General features: G+C 53.5%; 19 protein-coding genes and 1 other RNA gene. 8 read left to right on the top strand and 12 right to left on the bottom strand.

From position 1 onward, the window contains the following. Positions 1-3 precede the first annotated feature (3 nt). Positions 4-1,299: a tagatose-bisphosphate aldolase subunit KbaZ gene (kbaZ, locus tag PGS10_RS08100; RefSeq protein WP_045394917.1), complete on the bottom strand. Its 1,296-nt coding sequence runs from the start codon at positions 1,297-1,299 to the stop codon at positions 4-6. Positions 1,300-1,549: 250 nt separating this feature from the next. On the opposite strand from kbaZ, the gene PGS10_RS08095 reads away from it, so the two are divergent. Then, positions 1,550-2,359 carry a DeoR family transcriptional regulator gene (locus PGS10_RS08095; protein WP_045394916.1) on the top strand — a complete coding sequence of 270 codons (810 nt, stop codon included), beginning with the start codon at positions 1,550-1,552 and terminating at the stop codon, positions 2,357-2,359. A 60-nt stretch (positions 2,360-2,419) separates the two neighbouring features. Here PGS10_RS08095 and garD read toward each other — a convergent pair whose 3' ends face one another. Next, positions 2,420-3,991 carry a galactarate dehydratase gene (gene garD, locus PGS10_RS08090; protein WP_047077796.1) on the bottom strand — a complete coding sequence of 524 codons (1,572 nt, stop codon included), beginning with the start codon at positions 3,989-3,991 and terminating at the stop codon, positions 2,420-2,422. 485 nt (positions 3,992-4,476) lie between these two features. Between garD and garL the strand changes: the two genes are divergently transcribed. The 5 genes from garL (at position 4,477) to PGS10_RS08065 (ending at position 8,411) form a co-directional block, all read left to right on the top strand. Beyond that, positions 4,477-5,244, top strand: a complete 768-nt coding sequence (gene garL, locus PGS10_RS08085; protein WP_047077797.1) for a 2-dehydro-3-deoxyglucarate aldolase — start codon at positions 4,477-4,479, stop codon at positions 5,242-5,244. Positions 5,245-5,271: 27 nt separating this feature from the next. After that, positions 5,272-6,162, top strand: coding sequence for a 2-hydroxy-3-oxopropionate reductase (garR, locus tag PGS10_RS08080; protein WP_047077798.1), 891 nt, complete (start codon positions 5,272-5,274; stop codon positions 6,160-6,162). A 210-nt stretch (positions 6,163-6,372) separates the two neighbouring features. Beyond that, an RNA gene (gene rnpB, locus PGS10_RS08075) (RNase P RNA component class A) lies at positions 6,373-6,753 on the top strand. 236 nt (positions 6,754-6,989) lie between these two features. After that, positions 6,990-7,850, top strand: a complete 861-nt coding sequence (locus PGS10_RS08070; protein WP_045394912.1) for a mechanosensitive ion channel domain-containing protein — start codon at positions 6,990-6,992, stop codon at positions 7,848-7,850. A gap of 150 nt (positions 7,851-8,000) precedes the next feature. Then, positions 8,001-8,411 carry a Spy/CpxP family protein refolding chaperone gene (locus PGS10_RS08065; RefSeq protein ID WP_047077799.1) on the top strand — a complete coding sequence of 137 codons (411 nt, stop codon included), beginning with the start codon at positions 8,001-8,003 and terminating at the stop codon, positions 8,409-8,411. A gap of 31 nt (positions 8,412-8,442) precedes the next feature. Here PGS10_RS08065 and PGS10_RS08060 read toward each other — a convergent pair whose 3' ends face one another. Next, on the bottom strand, positions 8,443-8,604 hold the full coding sequence (locus tag PGS10_RS08060; protein ID WP_080957207.1) for a hypothetical protein: 162 nt from the start codon (positions 8,602-8,604) through the stop codon (positions 8,443-8,445). Between the two features lie 22 nt (positions 8,605-8,626). Next, a complete protein-coding gene (locus PGS10_RS08055; RefSeq protein WP_047077800.1) occupies positions 8,627-9,328 on the bottom strand; it encodes a pirin family protein in 702 nt (233 codons plus the stop codon). A gap of 104 nt (positions 9,329-9,432) precedes the next feature. Here PGS10_RS08055 and PGS10_RS08050 point away from each other — a divergent pair, with 104 nt between their 5' ends. Then, positions 9,433-10,329 carry a LysR family transcriptional regulator gene (locus PGS10_RS08050; RefSeq protein WP_045377888.1) on the top strand — a complete coding sequence of 299 codons (897 nt, stop codon included), beginning with the start codon at positions 9,433-9,435 and terminating at the stop codon, positions 10,327-10,329. A 37-nt stretch (positions 10,330-10,366) separates the two neighbouring features. Here PGS10_RS08050 and PGS10_RS08045 read toward each other — a convergent pair whose 3' ends face one another. From PGS10_RS08045 to PGS10_RS08035, 3 genes are all read right to left on the bottom strand, one after another. Continuing rightward, complete coding sequence (locus PGS10_RS08045) at positions 10,367-10,735, bottom strand: DUF805 domain-containing protein (RefSeq protein ID WP_015369567.1); 369 nt, start codon at positions 10,733-10,735, stop codon at positions 10,367-10,369. A gap of 125 nt (positions 10,736-10,860) precedes the next feature. Then, complete coding sequence (locus PGS10_RS08040; RefSeq protein ID WP_045394910.1) at positions 10,861-11,847, bottom strand: glutathione S-transferase family protein; 987 nt, start codon at positions 11,845-11,847, stop codon at positions 10,861-10,863. A 74-nt stretch (positions 11,848-11,921) separates the two neighbouring features. After that, positions 11,922-12,314, bottom strand: coding sequence for a DoxX family protein (locus tag PGS10_RS08035; RefSeq protein WP_015703571.1), 393 nt, complete (start codon positions 12,312-12,314; stop codon positions 11,922-11,924). Between the two features lie 324 nt (positions 12,315-12,638). Here PGS10_RS08035 and PGS10_RS08030 point away from each other — a divergent pair, with 324 nt between their 5' ends. Beyond that, on the top strand, positions 12,639-12,842 hold the full coding sequence (locus PGS10_RS08030) for a hypothetical protein (protein WP_047044794.1): 204 nt from the start codon (positions 12,639-12,641) through the stop codon (positions 12,840-12,842). Here the strand turns inward: PGS10_RS08030 and PGS10_RS08025 are convergent, their stop codons facing one another. The 5 genes from PGS10_RS08025 to mzrA form a co-directional block, all read right to left on the bottom strand. Further along, positions 12,843-13,139 carry a YqjK-like family protein gene (locus PGS10_RS08025; protein WP_015703570.1) on the bottom strand — a complete coding sequence of 99 codons (297 nt, stop codon included), beginning with the start codon at positions 13,137-13,139 and terminating at the stop codon, positions 12,843-12,845. Then, positions 13,136-13,534 carry a phage holin family protein gene (locus PGS10_RS08020; RefSeq protein WP_015369572.1) on the bottom strand — a complete coding sequence of 133 codons (399 nt, stop codon included), beginning with the start codon at positions 13,532-13,534 and terminating at the stop codon, positions 13,136-13,138. The genes PGS10_RS08025 and PGS10_RS08020 overlap by 4 nt, the downstream gene beginning before the upstream one ends. A gap of 2 nt (positions 13,535-13,536) precedes the next feature. Beyond that, positions 13,537-13,842, bottom strand: a complete 306-nt coding sequence (locus PGS10_RS08015; protein WP_015369573.1) for a DUF883 family protein — start codon at positions 13,840-13,842, stop codon at positions 13,537-13,539. Positions 13,843-13,867: 25 nt separating this feature from the next. After that, the gene (locus tag PGS10_RS08010; RefSeq protein WP_047044796.1) at positions 13,868-14,236 is read right to left on the bottom strand and encodes a DUF1090 domain-containing protein; all 369 of its coding nucleotides are present in this window, start codon (positions 14,234-14,236) and stop codon (positions 13,868-13,870) included. 148 nt (positions 14,237-14,384) lie between these two features. Beyond that, positions 14,385-14,762 carry an EnvZ/OmpR regulon moderator MzrA gene (mzrA, locus tag PGS10_RS08005; RefSeq protein WP_161801919.1) on the bottom strand — a complete coding sequence of 126 codons (378 nt, stop codon included), beginning with the start codon at positions 14,760-14,762 and terminating at the stop codon, positions 14,385-14,387. Positions 14,763-14,764: the final 2 nt, after the last annotated feature.

The raw sequence follows: 14,764 nt of genomic DNA, 5'->3' as shown, positions 1-14,764 counted from the left end.
TTGTTATCCGTTATGAGATGTCATGCCCTGACAGGCGTCATGGTATTGCTGCAATATGTCCTGGACGTGGCTAATGATGAGTTCATGCGGCGTAGCGCTGAGCGCCCCCTCGCGAACTTTTACATACTGTAAAGGCAGATACTGGCTAATGAGCGGAAGCGGAATGGCCTCATCGGCCAGATTGCGCACCAGATGCGCTAAAGCGGTGTCTATCTGGCTGTCCGGCCAGTAGTAGCGAACGCGATCGGAATAGCTGTAGCCGCGTGCTAACCGCTGCGCGTGGCCATCGCCGTGGTAGTGGCTTTGCCAGTATTCCGGGCGATCGAGCATGACGTTTTCCAGTACCTGGCGTAGCCCTGAACAGGCTTTTGCCGGCACGATTTCTTCTTCAATCGCTGCTAAAGCGAACAGCGCTTCACGTAACGCGAAAGTCAACGCCGGGCCGACTTTCAAAATCGCAAAATGATCGACCACCAGTTGGCGTAGCGCATGCGGCGTCTGATAATCCGTGGAATGCGCCTCGAAGAGCAGCGTGGCGTAATCCTCTACCATTGCGCTAAGAGGTTTTGAGTTTTTTGATTTATAATCAATAACTTGTGTGTGATCGAATTCAACGCCAGGCTGTACTACGAGTGCAATAATTCGCGGCCAGAGATCTTCAAGCCCTTGTCTGGCAAAGGCTCTTTTGTGTGCGTCGAGAGTCGCTCGTGCGGCATTGGGGGTCGTGACCTGCAATGTGTTTAACGTTTCATGCGCGCCGCCCGGAACCGGAACCTCAGTGCCTATCACGTAGACAAGATCGGAGTCGCCTCCCCGGGCAATGCAGCTTTCTTCCGCGATTTTCGCCAACCTTGCGGCGCGTTCAGCAACGATGTCATCGGTTAAGGGAATAGGATCGTCTTTACAGGACATGCTGCAATCGAGGTGGATTTTTTTAAATCCGGCGGTGACATAGCTTTTGATCAGGTCGTCGGCATGGGCCATGGCTTGTGCTGCCGGTAGATGTTGCCAGCGGTTTGGCCCCAGGTGATCGCCGCCGAGGATGAGATCGTCGCGGGGGAAACCCAGTGAATCGGCAAGATGATAGATAAAGCCGCAGAAATCGGCGGGGGTCATACCGGTATAACCGCCAAACTGATCAACCTGATTGGAAGTCGCTTCAACGAGCAGCGGCGTGTGGTTTGCCTGAGCAAACCGAATGGCGGATTGCAGCACCAGCGGATGCGCGGAGCACACCGCGTAGATCCCGTTAGCCTCACCCTGTTTGTGTCGCACCACCAATTGTGTAAGATGTTTCACTTTCCTCTCCGGGTCAGATGTTGACGATTTTAATCTTTCGTTTTGTTTCGCTTTATAGTGCTTCAGCGTGCTTTAAAAATAAAACGAAAGATAATAGTTTTCCGATCTGTTTCACAAAAGAAACATAATGAAAGCTTTCAGCGCGGTGAGAACCTCTGTTTCCTGACCCGATAGCGCTTGCATTCTGCTAAAAGAAAGGCGTTAATAGTCAAAACGAAATGAAACGAAAGATTCAACCAAGGATATAGTTATGAACAGCAGCGAGTCATCTGCCGAAAAGCGCATTTCCGGGACAAGTGAAAGGCGTGAGCAGATCATCCAGCGGTTGCGACAGCAGGGAAGCGTTCAGGTTAATGACCTGGCGGAGGCGTATGGTGTATCGACGGTCACAATACGCAACGATCTGGCGTTTCTGGAAAAGCAGGGTATTGCGGTGCGAGCTTATGGCGGTGCGCTGATTTGCGATAGCCATACACCTGGCATCGAACCGTCAGTGGAAGACAAAAGCGCGCTGAATACAGCCATCAAACGCCAAATCGCCAGCGCCGCCGTTGAAATGATAAAACCGGGGCACCGTATTATTCTCGACTCGGGCACGACTACCTGTGAAATCGCTCGTCAGCTAAGACAACATCAGGATGTCATCGCGATGACCAATGGAATAAATGTCGCCAACGCGTTGTTAGAAGCAGAAGGGGTGGAGTTACTGATGACGGGAGGGCATCTACGCCGTCAGTCGCAGTCTTTTTATGGCGATCAGGCTGAGCAATCCCTGCAGAATTACCACTTTGATATGCTTTTTCTGGGGGTGGATGCGATGGATCTGGAGCGCGGGATCAGCACCCATAATGAGGACGAAGCCCGCCTGAACCGTAAAATGTGCGAGGTCGCAGAGCGCATTATCGTTGTGACAGATTCCAGTAAATTCAATCGCTCCAGTTTGCATAAGATTATCGATACGCAGCGTATTGATACCATTATTGTCGATGATGCGATCCCGCAAGAGAGTCTCGAGGGGCTACGTAAGGGTGGGATTGAAGTTATCCTGGTCAAATCATAACTCTCTTCCCAGCCGGGATATTCTGTATAACCCGGCTGGTGATACGCGCTCTGTTCGGGATCACGTCACCGGCGCCGGGTTAAATACCGCCAGCTGGTTATGCAGACCCCATTGATCGGAGAAGGTTTTCTTACGCCCGCTGGCGACGTCAAGAATGAACTCAAACAGCTTCTGCCCGACTTCCTCAATCGTCTCCTCGCCGGTCGCGATGGTACCGGCATTGATATCCATTAAGTCGTACCAGCGGTTGGCAAGCTCGGTACGGGTCGCCATTTTAATCACCGGCACCGCCATCAGGCCGTAAGGGGTGCCGCGCCCGGTGGTGAACACCTGAACGGTAATGCCGGAAGCCACCTGTTGAGTGCCGCAGACAAAATCGCTGGCCGGCGTCGCGGCATAGATAAGCCCGCGTTTCGTCGGGCGCTGACCCGGAGAAAGGACTTCGACGATGGCGCTTTTGCCAGATTTGGCAATCGAACCCAGCGCTTTTTCCACCACGTTCGCCAGACCGCCTTTCTTATTACCCGGCGACGGATTGGCGCTGCGGTCGGTTTTTCCCAACTCCAGATAGTTATCGTACCAGGCCATCTCTTCCAGCAGTCGTTTGCCAACTTCTTCGTTGATAGCGCGCGGGGTTAACAGATGGATAGCATCACGCACTTCGGTGACTTCCGAGAACATCACCGTCGCGCCGCAGCGCACCAGCAGGTCGGACGCATAACCCACCGCCGGGTTGGCGGTCACGCCGGAGAAGGCGTCACTGCCGCCGCACTGCATACCGACCACTAATTCCGAAGCCGGGCAGGTCTCACGTTGGCGGGCGTTCAGCTTCGCCAGGTGGCGCTCGGCAACCTGCAGGATATCATCGACCATCGATTTAAAACCGACATGCTGTTCATCCTGCAAACGCACCACGCTGGCGTTATCTACGGCGATCGGCTGCACGTCTTCGGTGCCATGCAGCAGACGTTCCGGCTGCAGCTTTTCACAGCCAAGGCCAATCACCATTACCTCGCCGCCAAAGTTAGGGTTCAGCGCGATATTGTGGATGGTACGAATCGGCACGATGGCCGCCGGGGCGTTAATCGCCACGCCGCAGCCGTAGAGGTGGTTTAATCCCACTACGCCGTCGACGTTGGGATATTTGGGCAGCAGGTCGCGTTCAATGATCTTGACCACATAATCCACCACGCCGGCGACGCAGTGCACGCTGGTGCTGATCCCCAGCAAATTTTTGGTGCCCACGCTGCCGTCGGCATTACGATAGCCTTCAAAGGTGTATCCTTCCAGCGGCGGCAGCGGCGCGGGGACTTTAGTCGCCAGCGGTAAGGTATTGAGAGGCGGCGCGGTTGGCAGTTCGACCAGCGACTCATCAATCCAGCTTCCCTTTGGGATATCGCGAACGGCGAAGCCAATCACTTCGCCGTAGCGGATGATTTCACCATGGGCAGGGATATCGACAAGGGCGACTTTATGGCCTTGCGGGATATGTTCAACGAGGGTCAGGCCATCCGGAAAACGCGTTCCGGCGGTTAAACCGCGATCGTTAACAATAATCGCCACATTATCGGTAGGGTGTACTTTTATATAAAAAGCCGTCGGTGACTGTTGTCGAATTTCAATGTCAGCCATTGTCCAGTGATCTCCAAACCGGTGCTAATAATAAAATAATTCGTTAATTAAATTACTGCTTAACAAAATGATGAAATAAAGAATGTCAGGAGTTATAGCGTTAGGTTGTGATCTACGTCACTCCTTGCCGCGACGACCGTTGCACATAGATGGGTAATCCTGAGAAGTGTGGATTAGCGCCCACGTTCTCTGGCATTTGCATAACGAAAATGATTATTGAGGCGTTTATATTGTGATTGTGCATAGTGTCTGGCAACGGTGGGATGATTATACTGAGCCATGTTTTGCGGTGTTCGATATGCGAATAAATAGCTCGCTTAAAAAATAATAAAGGACATTCGGTGTCAGAAAAATATCTAAATGATCCTGGATAAGAGAAAATAGGTAGCGGTTCGCTTTTTAATTCTGCTGTTTATATTTGTGATTGACGATATTAAACGGATTGAATGACAGCAGTAAGCAATGATTAACCCAAGGTAAAAATCATGGATAACGCAATTTTCCCGAACAAATTCAAAGCCGCGTTGGCGGCCCACCAGGTACAAATCGGCTGCTGGTGCGCCCTGGCGAATCCGATTAGCACCGAGGTATTAGGGCTTGCTGGTTTCGATTGGCTGGTGCTCGACGCGGAGCATGCGCCCAATGATGTGACCACGCTTATCCCGCAATTAATGGCGCTGAAGGGCAGCCACAGCGCGCCGGTCGTGCGCGTGCCGACCAACGAACCGATTATCATCAAGCGTATGCTGGACATCGGTTTCTACAACTTCCTGGTGCCGTTTGTCGAAACCGCTGAACAGGCGGCTCAGGCGGTGGCATCAACCCGCTATCCGCCGCAAGGGATCCGCGGTGTTTCGGTTTCACATCGCGGCAATATGTTCGGCACCGTAGCGGACTACTTCACTCAGTCTAATAACAACATCGCCATTCTGGTGCAGATTGAGAGTCAAACCGGAGTGGACAACGTCGACGCGATCGCTGCGACCGATGGCGTTGATGGCCTGTTCGTCGGTCCGAGCGATCTTGCCGCGGCGTTGGGCCATCTGGGCAATGCCGCCCATCCTGAGGTTCAGCGTGCTATCCAGCATATTTTCTCCAGCGCCAGGAAACACGGTAAGCCGAGCGGCATTCTTGCACCGGTAGAAGCCGATGCGCGTCGCTATCTGGAGTGGGGCGCGACCTTCGTCGCCGTCGGTAGCGATTTAGGCGTCTTCCGTTCAGCAACCCAGAAACTTGCTGATTCTTTTAAATAATAATCACCAGGATTAAGAGAGAAGATTATGACTATCAAAGTGGGTTTTATTGGTCTTGGCATCATGGGCAAGCCGATGAGCAAAAATTTGCTGAAGGCGGGTTATTCGCTGGTGGTATCCGACCGTAACCCTGAAGCCATTGCTGATGTGATTGCCGCGGGCGCAGAAACCGCGAGCACAGCGAAATCCATTGCTGAGCAGTGCGATGTAATTATCACCATGCTGCCAAACTCTCCGCACGTGAAAGACGTTGCGTTGGGGGAAAACGGCATTATCGAAGGTGCGAAACCGGGCACCGTGGTAATCGATATGAGCTCTATCGCGCCGCTGGCGAGCCGTGAAATTAGCGAAGCGTTGAAGGCCAAAGGCATCGATATGCTGGATGCGCCGGTAAGCGGCGGCGAACCTAAAGCGATCGATGGTACCCTGTCGGTGATGGTTGGCGGTGACAAGGCGATTTTCGATAAATACTACGACCTGATGAAAGCGATGGCGGGATCCGTGGTTCATACCGGCGATATTGGCGCAGGTAACGTCACCAAATTGGCCAACCAGGTGATTGTGGCGCTGAACATCGCGGCCATGTCGGAAGCGTTAACTCTGGCCACCAAAGCCGGCGTTAACCCGGACCTGGTGTATCAGGCGATTCGCGGCGGCCTGGCGGGCAGCACCGTGCTTGATGCTAAAGCGCCGATGGTTATGGATCGCAACTTCAAGCCGGGTTTCCGCATCGATCTGCATATCAAAGATCTGGCCAATGCGCTGGATACATCTCACGGCGTCGGCGCCCAGCTACCGCTGACGGCGGCGGTAATGGAGATGATGCAGGCGCTGCGCGCGGATGGTCTGGGTACCGCGGACCATAGCGCTCTGGCGTGTTACTACGAAAAACTGGCGAAAGTGGAAGTGACTCGCTAACAAGATGGGCGTGTGCCTGCGCCCTGTTATGTTTACTTTTCGCAGCGCCGTCAGGCTACATCACCATGAACATTTTTTCGTCCCTGGCTCTGATAAACAAAGCCTTTCTGCCGGCGAGGGGAGGGTGAAAGCCATGATTGCCGCGACGCTTGCGAGCGGAATGCGCTGTGCGGGGTGACAAAGGCGCGCGAACCCTCTATACTTCGCGCCGAAGCTGACCAGACAGTCGCCGCTTCGTCGTCGTCCTCTTAGGGGGAGACGGGCGGAGGGGAGGAAAGTCCGGGCTCCATAGGGCAAGGTGCCAGGTAACGCCTGGGGGGTGTCACAGCCCACGACCAGTGCAACAGAGAGCAAACCGCCGATGGCCCGCGCAAGCGGGATCAGGTAAGGGTGAAAGGGTGCGGTAAGAGCGCACCGCGCGGCTGGTAACAGTCCGCGGCACGGTAAACTCCACCCGGAGCAAGGCCAAATAGGGGTTCATAAGGTACGGCCCGTACTGAACCCGGGTAGGCTGCTTGAGCCAGTGAGCGATTGCTGGCCTAGATGAATGACTGTCCACGACAGAACCCGGCTTATCGGTCAGTTTCACCTCTTTACGTAAAAACCCCGCTTCGGCGGGGTTTTTGCTATCCGGAGGGTGGAACAAAGATGAATGACTGTCCATTTTTAAACAGCTTTCTGGCTGCATTGCAGGCCGCGCGCATTGATACTGTCACGCTTCGAAATTGTATCTTCTATCCATTAATCTCAATCCCTCATTTGCAGCGGTCTTCATTCAGCTTAATGGATAGCAGGTTTTACGTGTTATCCAGACAGGAGCGGTTGTCGTGAAAAATGTAGTTTTATTCCCCCAAATTAAAGCGGCGCTCGCCTGGCTTGTCGGCCATGGCGATACAATTATGCAGTTTGCGTGGAATATCGCGGCAGCGCTGATCATTTTGTTTGTTGGTAAGCTGATTTCGAAACTACTCGGCAAAACTCTCGAGAAAATTCTGCTGCGACGCAACGTAGATGCGACAATCGTCCACTTCTTCGCCGCGTTGGTGCGCTATATCACCATGGCTTTTGCGATTATCGCCGCGTTAGGCCGGGTAGGGATTGAAACCTCATCCATTATCGCCGTCCTTGGCGCGGCAGGTCTGGCCATTGGCCTGGCGCTGCAGGGCTCGCTGTCAAATTTTGCCGCAGGCGTATTGCTGGTGACGTTACGTCCCTTCCGCGCGGGTAACTTTGTGCAGGTGGGGGCGGTAGCCGGGCTGGTACAATCGGTACATGTTTTTTCTACGACGTTGCTGACTGTAGATAATAAAGAAGTCATTATCCCGAACGGTAAAATTATAGCCGATAGCATCGTTAACTATTCCCGCCATCCCTATCGCCGCATCGATCTCACGCTTGGGGTAGCATGTCATAGCCAGATATCGCACGTTAAACAGGTGATCCAGACGCTCATCGATGATGAAAAGCGCATCGATCACTCTCGCGGTACCACGGTTCGCCTGATCGAGTTGGCTCCCGGCTCGCTTAATTTTACCATTCGCGTATGGGTGAAAAATGCGGAGTATTGGGATACCTATTTTGATTTTCTGGAAAATATCAAAAATGCGCTCGATGAAAATAACATTATGCTAGCCGCGCCGCGCATGGATATTAATTTAACATCACCGGACTTAGCGCGCATTCAATAATCAATGTGAATTTTATTTTTTTATGAAATTCATTTGGTGAATATATTATCTGAATGTTTACACTGGTGAACATGCTTTTTTACACATCGTCATTATTGTTCAGGGAATAATAGGGCGTCTTATCACTACGTACTTATTCAGGATAACAAAATGAACAAACTTTCTCGGATGGTATTAATGACGACTGCAGCCGCAGGATTCTCCATGGCGGCACAGGCCGCTGAGGTTGCCGCCGCGCCGGCGCCGGCTCAGGATCCTATCGTTCAGCATTTAAAATTGAGCCAGGATCAGGTCGCTAAAATTAAGAGCCTGCATCAGGAAATGGAAAAGAACGTCCAACAGGTTTCGCAGAAAGATATTAAAGATGGCGTGTTATTTGACGTGATCGATTCCGGGAAATGGAATGAAAAAGCGGTGAAAGATCAGCTTGCGGCTTTCAGCAAGGTTGAGCAGCAGGTGCGCTATTATCGTGTGAAGTACTATTTCGGTGTTAATCAGGTACTGACGCCGGAACAGCGTACTCAGGTGAAAAAAGATCTCTCTCAGGCGCTGAGCGAGTAATAAAGTCGGCCCCGTTATGGGGCCGATTTCTTCAGGCGGCGTTATCTTCGTCCTGCAACCGCGTTTGCGCATCTTCCACGATGGCTTCCAGTTCACTCAGCATCTCTTCATAGCCAAAGCTGATTGGGCTCATGGCTTCCGGAGTAACTGGCAGGTCTAACGGTTTCGCTTTTTTGCTCTTCTTCTTGCTCACTCACAAACTCCCGGCTTCCTTGTTACACCGGTAAATCTATCAGCAAAGCGCGCAGCGGCGTATCGGCGACGAGGGTAATGTTAGCTTCGTCACGAATAAAAGCGCCATCGCCGCAGGTTAATGCCTGTTTCTCTTCCTTTTTTGCCACGGCATGTACCGTACCGTGAATCGACTGCAGATAGGCGCGCGGGCCGTGCAGTTGAACGTTGATCTCTTCGCCCTTCGCCAGTTGCAGGTGATGGATCCACACCTGCTGGCGCAGCTGTAAGCTGTCGCCGCTGCCGTCCGGAGAGGCTAATAGCTGAATCGGCGAATCGCCAACCGTCATTTTCTGTACCAGCGGGTTTTCGCGCTCAGGGCAGGCATCCAGCCACAGCTGCATGCGCGTCAATGACTGCTCTTTACTGAGATTATGCTCGCTGTAGCTGACCCCCGGTTGAGTGGAGAGCAGCAGAGCTTCGCCAGCCTTTGCCTGTACATGGTTGCCGTCGCTATCGCGGTATTCCGCTTCACCTTCCAGAATCAGATTCAGGATATCGACCTTTGGGTAGGTACGCGGCTGAAATGACGCGCCTGGCACCAGCACTTCTTGATTGAGTACGCGCAGCGAGGCGTAACCCAGCAATTTAGGGTCGAAGTAGTGGCCAAAGGAAAAGGTGTAGCGGGCCTGCAGCCAGCCGAAGTCTGCTTGACCGCATTGTTTGGCTGTTCGGGTTGTAATCATTTTCTTGACCTCTCTTTACACTAAATCAATGGTAAAGGTATGGACGCTGTATTGTTAGCCAGATATTCTGCCCGGTATGTTCAAAATTCCTGAATGAGAGCGAAATGGCGAAAGAGAGAGCATTAACGCTGGAAGCGTTACGCGTAATGGATGCGATAGACCGACGCGGGAGCTTTGCCGCTGCGGCTGACGAGCTGGGTCGCGTGCCTTCGGCCCTAAGCTACACCATGCAAAAACTGGAAGAAGAACTGGATGTGGTGCTGTTTGACCGTTCCGGCCATCGCACAAAATTTACGAACGTTGGCCGCATGCTGCTGGAACGCGGGCGCGTGCTGCTGGAAGCGGCGGACAAGCTGACCACCGACGCCGAAGCGCTGTCGCGCGGCTGGGAAACTCACCTGACCATTGTTACCGAAGCCTTGGTTCCGACCACCGATCTGTTTCCGCTGATTGAGAAGCTGGCGACCAAATCTAATACCCAGCTGTCGATTATTACCGAAGTGCTGGCCGGCGCCTGGGAAAGGCTGGAGCAGGGGCGTGCTGATATTGTCGTCGCGCCGGATATGCATTTTCGTTCATCGTCAGAAATTAACTCGCGTAAGCTCTATTCGGTGTTAAGCGTTTACGTTGCCGCGCCGGATCACCCGATTCATCAGGAGCCAGAACCGCTTTCCGAGGTGACTCGAGTGAAATATCGCGGCGTCGCGGTGGCGGATACCGCGCGCGAGCGTCCGGTACTGACGGTGCAACTGCTGGATAAGCAGCCGCGCCTAACCGTCAGCACTATTGAAGATAAACGCCAGGCGCTGCTGGCGGGACTTGGCGTGGCGACCATGCCGTATCCGTTGGTTGAGAAAGATATTGCTGAAGGGCGCCTGCGGGTTGTGAGTCCTGAATACACCAACGAAATTGATATTATTATGGCCTGGCGCCGCGACAGCATGGGCGAAGCCAAATCCTGGTGTCTTCGGGAGATCCCGAAACTGTTTGCCGGCAGATAACGGGAAGATGCGCTCCTCGGCCCGAGGAGCGCGTAAATCAGTAGGAGTAGGGTTTTGGATTTGGCCCAAAGCGATTATTGCCGGGCGTGCCGTTCTGGCAATTGAAAATCAAAATCACCAGCCAGCCGATGACCGGGATCAGCAGCAGCAGTAGCCACCACGCCGAGCGATCGGTGTCATGCAGGCGACGAAACTGCACCGCCCACCAGGGTAAAAAAACCAGCACGCCGTAAATGGTCGTCAGGATGCCTTCACCCCCTGCACGTTGCCAGCCGAGCATCTTATCGATGATGCTGAGCACTGCGGTGAGAATGATGTTGACCAGAATAAACATCCAGTACTCTTTGCGCCGGGCGCGACCGCCAAAGCCAATATAGTTTCGTAATACTTTTAGATACCAGTCCATTTTCTCACGCCTTAGTTAATCATTAATCACTTGTTTTCAAAGCGATCAAAATAATCATAGGCATGAATATCAAACTGGTAAATATCCGTAATCTGAATAAAAGGCGCCCGTAGGCGCCTTATCGATCAGCGGGAAAAGCGATCCCGCCCGTGCGGCTCGTTGAGATCCTGCTGCGGACCAACGGAGATGATCCCCGTCGGGTTGATGGTTTTGTGGCTGCGATAATAGTGATTGCGGATATGCGGGAAATTCACCGTTTCCGCAATCCCCGGCATCTGGTAGATATCGCGCAGGAAACCGTACAGGTTGAGATAGTCGCTGATGCGGCGCTTATCGCATTTAAAGTGGGTGACATACACCGGGTCAAAACGAACCAGCGTTGTCCACAGGCGGATATCCGCTTCCGTTAACTGGTTTCCGGTCAGATAGCGGTGCTGACCGAGGATCTGCTCAAGGCGTTCGAGCGAGGTAAACAGCGCGTCGACGGCTTCATCATAGGCCTGCTGGCTGGTGGCGAAACCGGCTTTATACACCCCGTTGTTAACGTTGTCGTAGATCCAGCTATTCAGATCGTCGATTTTGTCCCGCAACGCCGGCGGATAATAGTCGCCTGCGCGCGCGCCCAGGCCATCAAACGCGGTATTGAACATGCGGATAATTTCAGCCGACTCATTGCTGACGATGGTCTGTTGTTTTTTATCCCACAGCACCGGAACGGTCACCCGGCCGGTGTAATGCGGATCGGCCTGCAGATAAAGTTGATAGAGGAACTGATGATGATAGAGCTGGTCGCCGGTAGCATCCGGGAAATCGGCGGCGAAGGTCCAGCCGTTTTCCAGCATCAGCGGATGAACAACCGAGACGGATATAAAGGGCTCTAATCCTTTCAGCTTGCGCAAAATCAGGGTGCGATGCGCCCACGGGCAGGCCAGTGAAACGTACAGGTGATAGCGGTCTTTCTCTGCGGCGAAGCCGCCTTCGCCCGCGGGACCCGGCGCGCCATCGGCGGTGAGCCAGTTGCGGAAGGCTGAAACGGAACGCTTGAACCGTCCTCCGGTGGATTTGGTGTCATACCAGGTATCTTGCCAGACGCCGTCGACTAATTGTCCCATTACTTCCTCCTTCAGATAGCAAAAGCGAGGAGATAGCCCCTCGCTTTTTTAGATTTTTACTTAGTATAGTGCGCTTACCACTTTTTATTCAGCACGCGGTCGATGCTGAATGCGCCCGGACCCGTCACGGCCAGCAGCAGATAACCACCAGCGATGGTCAGGTTTTTCATGAACATCAGCGAGTTCACGCCTTCAGCAAAGTTGCTGTGGAACAGGAACGCGGTCAGCAGGGTGAAGCCTGCGGTGAACAGCGCGGTAGTGCGAGTCAGGAAACCGAACAGAATCGCCAGACCGCCGCCAAACTCAAGCAGAATAGTCAGCGGCAGCAGCGCTCCCGGAACACCCATCGCTTCCATATACTGCTGCGTACCTGCATACCCGGTGATTTTTCCCCAACCAGCGGTAATGAACAGAATCGGCATCAGAATACGCGCTACCAGAACACCAACATCTTCTAATTTTTTCATTTCTTACTCCAGAAAACCCAAAGGGCGGCGATTTCGTTTTTTAGTGCAATCCTGCGTGGTTACGCGGGCTTGCTGTCGATGGAGAGGATATTAGCGAGCTTGAGAGGGGATTGTTAGCAAGGAAAACTGTAGTTCTTTTTCAAACTTTCTGAGCAATTGGTGCGATCGGCGAAAATATTTTCCGAGGCGCCTCGCAGCGTGCGTGGCTATTGATTGTTTTATCACCAGAGGCATCTTATCCTTGCCCGTTCCGGCCATTTGACCAGCCCTGGCAGATTTTTTCGTCAACTGGCGCAGGGAATGCCTGAACATAAGGAGCAACTGATGACATTAGCAGAATGGTTTGAAGAGCGGGGGCGCACAAAGGGAAGAAAACAGGGGCGTGAAGAAGGTAGAGAAGAAGGCGAACGTCAGGCGACGCGTAAAATAGCCCTCGCGATGCTTCATAACGGCGTTGATAGCGCGCTGGTCAGTAAAACCACCGGTAAGCGAGCAAGAGCTCAGCGCGCTGGCGCACTGAGCGCGTAATTAACGCGATGCTGACTGGCGCAGGATCCCTTTGACCATCCGCCAGGTGCTCCAGATGCCGAGGCCGCGTTTGCCCCAGCGGATTAAAAAGCGCGGATGGCGCACCGACCAGATAGCCATTACCCCGCTGCCGACCATCGCCCATGAACGCAGATGTTTCAGCGTTTGCCAGCCGCGATCGATAGGTGAGGTGGCTTCCAGCCAGTGACGATGGCTGGCGGCCAAATCCAGCCGCTGTTGCTGGATTTGGCGTAGCAGCAGCGCTTTTCGCTGGTCGCGTTCCTGTTGGCCGCTCATCGACGATCGTCCTCAAGCAGCGCGCGATCGTTCGCCAGCTCGTCGCGGGTATGGCGTAAAAACGTTGAACGGCGAGCTTTCCTGAGGGTCCAGATTCCCCCTATCAGCGAGGCGAGCAGCAGGACGCTGGTGGTCGCGATCATCACATGCAGGCGGTACTGTGGATCGACGGCCCAGATGATCAGCACCAGCAGGCTCATCAGCCCAAAAGCGGCGAATAACAGCGTTAGCCCGAGCATCAGCAACAGCTGGAAGAGGTTCGCTTTCTCCTCTTCCAGCTCCACGACGACCAGGCGCAAGCGCGTTTCCACCATTTCGACCAGCAGCGTGATAATCCGCTGGCCGATGCCGAATACGCTCTGTCCCGGGCCCTGCGTGTGTTGAGAGTTTGCCATAATTAACGGCGCGACAGCAGTACGCCGACAACCAGCCCGACGGCTGCGCCAATGCCCACTCCGGTCCATGGATTTTCGCGAACGTACTCATCGGCGCGAGCGGCGGTTTCACGCGTCTGCTTGACGATGGCATCGCTGGTGTCGCTGAGACGCACACGGCTGTCTTTCAGTACGCTTTCCGCTTTGCTACGCAGTTTGCCGAGCTCTTCTTTCGATTTGTCGGTGGAGGAGTTCAGAACTTCTTCCAGCGTGTCAGCCAGATTTTTCAGCTCAGCGCGTAGATCTTCTGCAACGTTATCTTTAGCCATCTTGTTCTCCTGTAGCGTTTACCAATTAATAATCGCGTGACTCAAGCGCTTTCAGTTCCTGCTGCGCTTCATCCAGTTTACGTTCCCGTTTGCTAATTTTGTCCGCATCGCCTTTCTGCTTCGCCTCGCTCAGATCGCGCTGACGTTCGGCAACTTCGGCCTTCTGTTTGGCGATTTTCTGCTGATGTTCAGCCCTGACCTTGCTGTCGCTGCAGTTAGCGCGAACTTCCTGCAGCGCTTTGTTCAGGCCGTCAATGCGATGCTGATTATGGTGTTTTTCGGCATAGCTGATCTCCCGTTGGATACTTTGTTCTTTTTCCTGACAAGGAGAGGCTGCGAAGGCGCTGGCGCTAAGTGAGGTCAGAGCCAGTAATAGTGCGATGCGGTAATTCATGGATTCTACCTTCCATTGTGTGAGGGTATATCGGCGATACACCCAATCCAGTCAACAATACGAGCCAGGCGGTTCCCGCAGTTTTAATAATAGACACGAAAGCGGGACTTCACCAAACCGTGCGAAAAGATTCGGAATTTTTGACGCGTTATCCAAAACGGCGCGGAGCATCGCGCAGGCGGGATAACCAGGCGGTGGCCGAATTTTCTTCATCCACCAGAGCAATAATATAACCGTGAGGCAGAGCTCGGCCCAATACTTCTTTTGCCGCGGCGCCCTGAGCGTTGGAGTCGAATTTGATCAGCAGGCCGTCTTTTTGCGGCGTGATGCTCTTAAAACGGATGCCGTTGGCGTCAAGATGATGCCAGACGGAAAAACCGTCCGGCATGGCGACGCCCTGGCTGACGGGACGGATGGCCAGAGTGGATTCATGCTGACTGACGGTCAGCCACAGCCAGACGATGGCGCAAAGCAGCAGTGAGCCGCCCAGCATCCACCGCATCTGGCGCCAGGAAGGACGTTTGATGA

The sequence above is a fragment of the Klebsiella sp. 141153 genome, assembly GCF_032601995.1.
Classification (GTDB): domain Bacteria; phylum Pseudomonadota; class Gammaproteobacteria; order Enterobacterales; family Enterobacteriaceae; genus Klebsiella; species Klebsiella aerogenes.
The sequence above is the reverse complement of the archived record's forward strand: the minus strand, read 5'-3'. Positions and strand labels throughout refer to the sequence as shown.

Excerpts from the sequence above, each read along its gene's own strand:
- PGS10_RS08095 (WP_045394916.1), top strand. The coding sequence starts at position 1,550 with ATGAACAGCAGCGAGTCATCTGCCGAAAAGCGCATTTCCGGGACAAGT.
- garD (WP_047077796.1), bottom strand. The coding sequence starts at position 3,991 with ATGGCTGACATTGAAATTCGACAACAGTCACCGACGGCTTTTTATATA.
- garL (WP_047077797.1), top strand. The coding sequence starts at position 4,477 with ATGGATAACGCAATTTTCCCGAACAAATTCAAAGCCGCGTTGGCGGCC.
- garR (WP_047077798.1), top strand. The coding sequence starts at position 5,272 with ATGACTATCAAAGTGGGTTTTATTGGTCTTGGCATCATGGGCAAGCCG.
- PGS10_RS08065 (WP_047077799.1), top strand. The coding sequence starts at position 8,001 with ATGAACAAACTTTCTCGGATGGTATTAATGACGACTGCAGCCGCAGGA.
- PGS10_RS08055 (WP_047077800.1), bottom strand. The coding sequence starts at position 9,328 with ATGATTACAACCCGAACAGCCAAACAATGCGGTCAAGCAGACTTCGGC.
- PGS10_RS08050 (WP_045377888.1), top strand. The coding sequence starts at position 9,433 with ATGGCGAAAGAGAGAGCATTAACGCTGGAAGCGTTACGCGTAATGGAT.
- PGS10_RS08045 (WP_015369567.1), bottom strand. The coding sequence starts at position 10,735 with ATGGACTGGTATCTAAAAGTATTACGAAACTATATTGGCTTTGGCGGT.
- PGS10_RS08040 (WP_045394910.1), bottom strand. The coding sequence starts at position 11,847 with ATGGGACAATTAGTCGACGGCGTCTGGCAAGATACCTGGTATGACACC.
- PGS10_RS08035 (WP_015703571.1), bottom strand. The coding sequence starts at position 12,314 with ATGAAAAAATTAGAAGATGTTGGTGTTCTGGTAGCGCGTATTCTGATG.
- PGS10_RS08030 (WP_047044794.1), top strand. The coding sequence starts at position 12,639 with ATGACATTAGCAGAATGGTTTGAAGAGCGGGGGCGCACAAAGGGAAGA.
- PGS10_RS08025 (WP_015703570.1), bottom strand. The coding sequence starts at position 13,139 with ATGAGCGGCCAACAGGAACGCGACCAGCGAAAAGCGCTGCTGCTACGC.
- PGS10_RS08020 (WP_015369572.1), bottom strand. The coding sequence starts at position 13,534 with ATGGCAAACTCTCAACACACGCAGGGCCCGGGACAGAGCGTATTCGGC.
- PGS10_RS08015 (WP_015369573.1), bottom strand. The coding sequence starts at position 13,842 with ATGGCTAAAGATAACGTTGCAGAAGATCTACGCGCTGAGCTGAAAAAT.
- PGS10_RS08010 (WP_047044796.1), bottom strand. The coding sequence starts at position 14,236 with ATGAATTACCGCATCGCACTATTACTGGCTCTGACCTCACTTAGCGCC.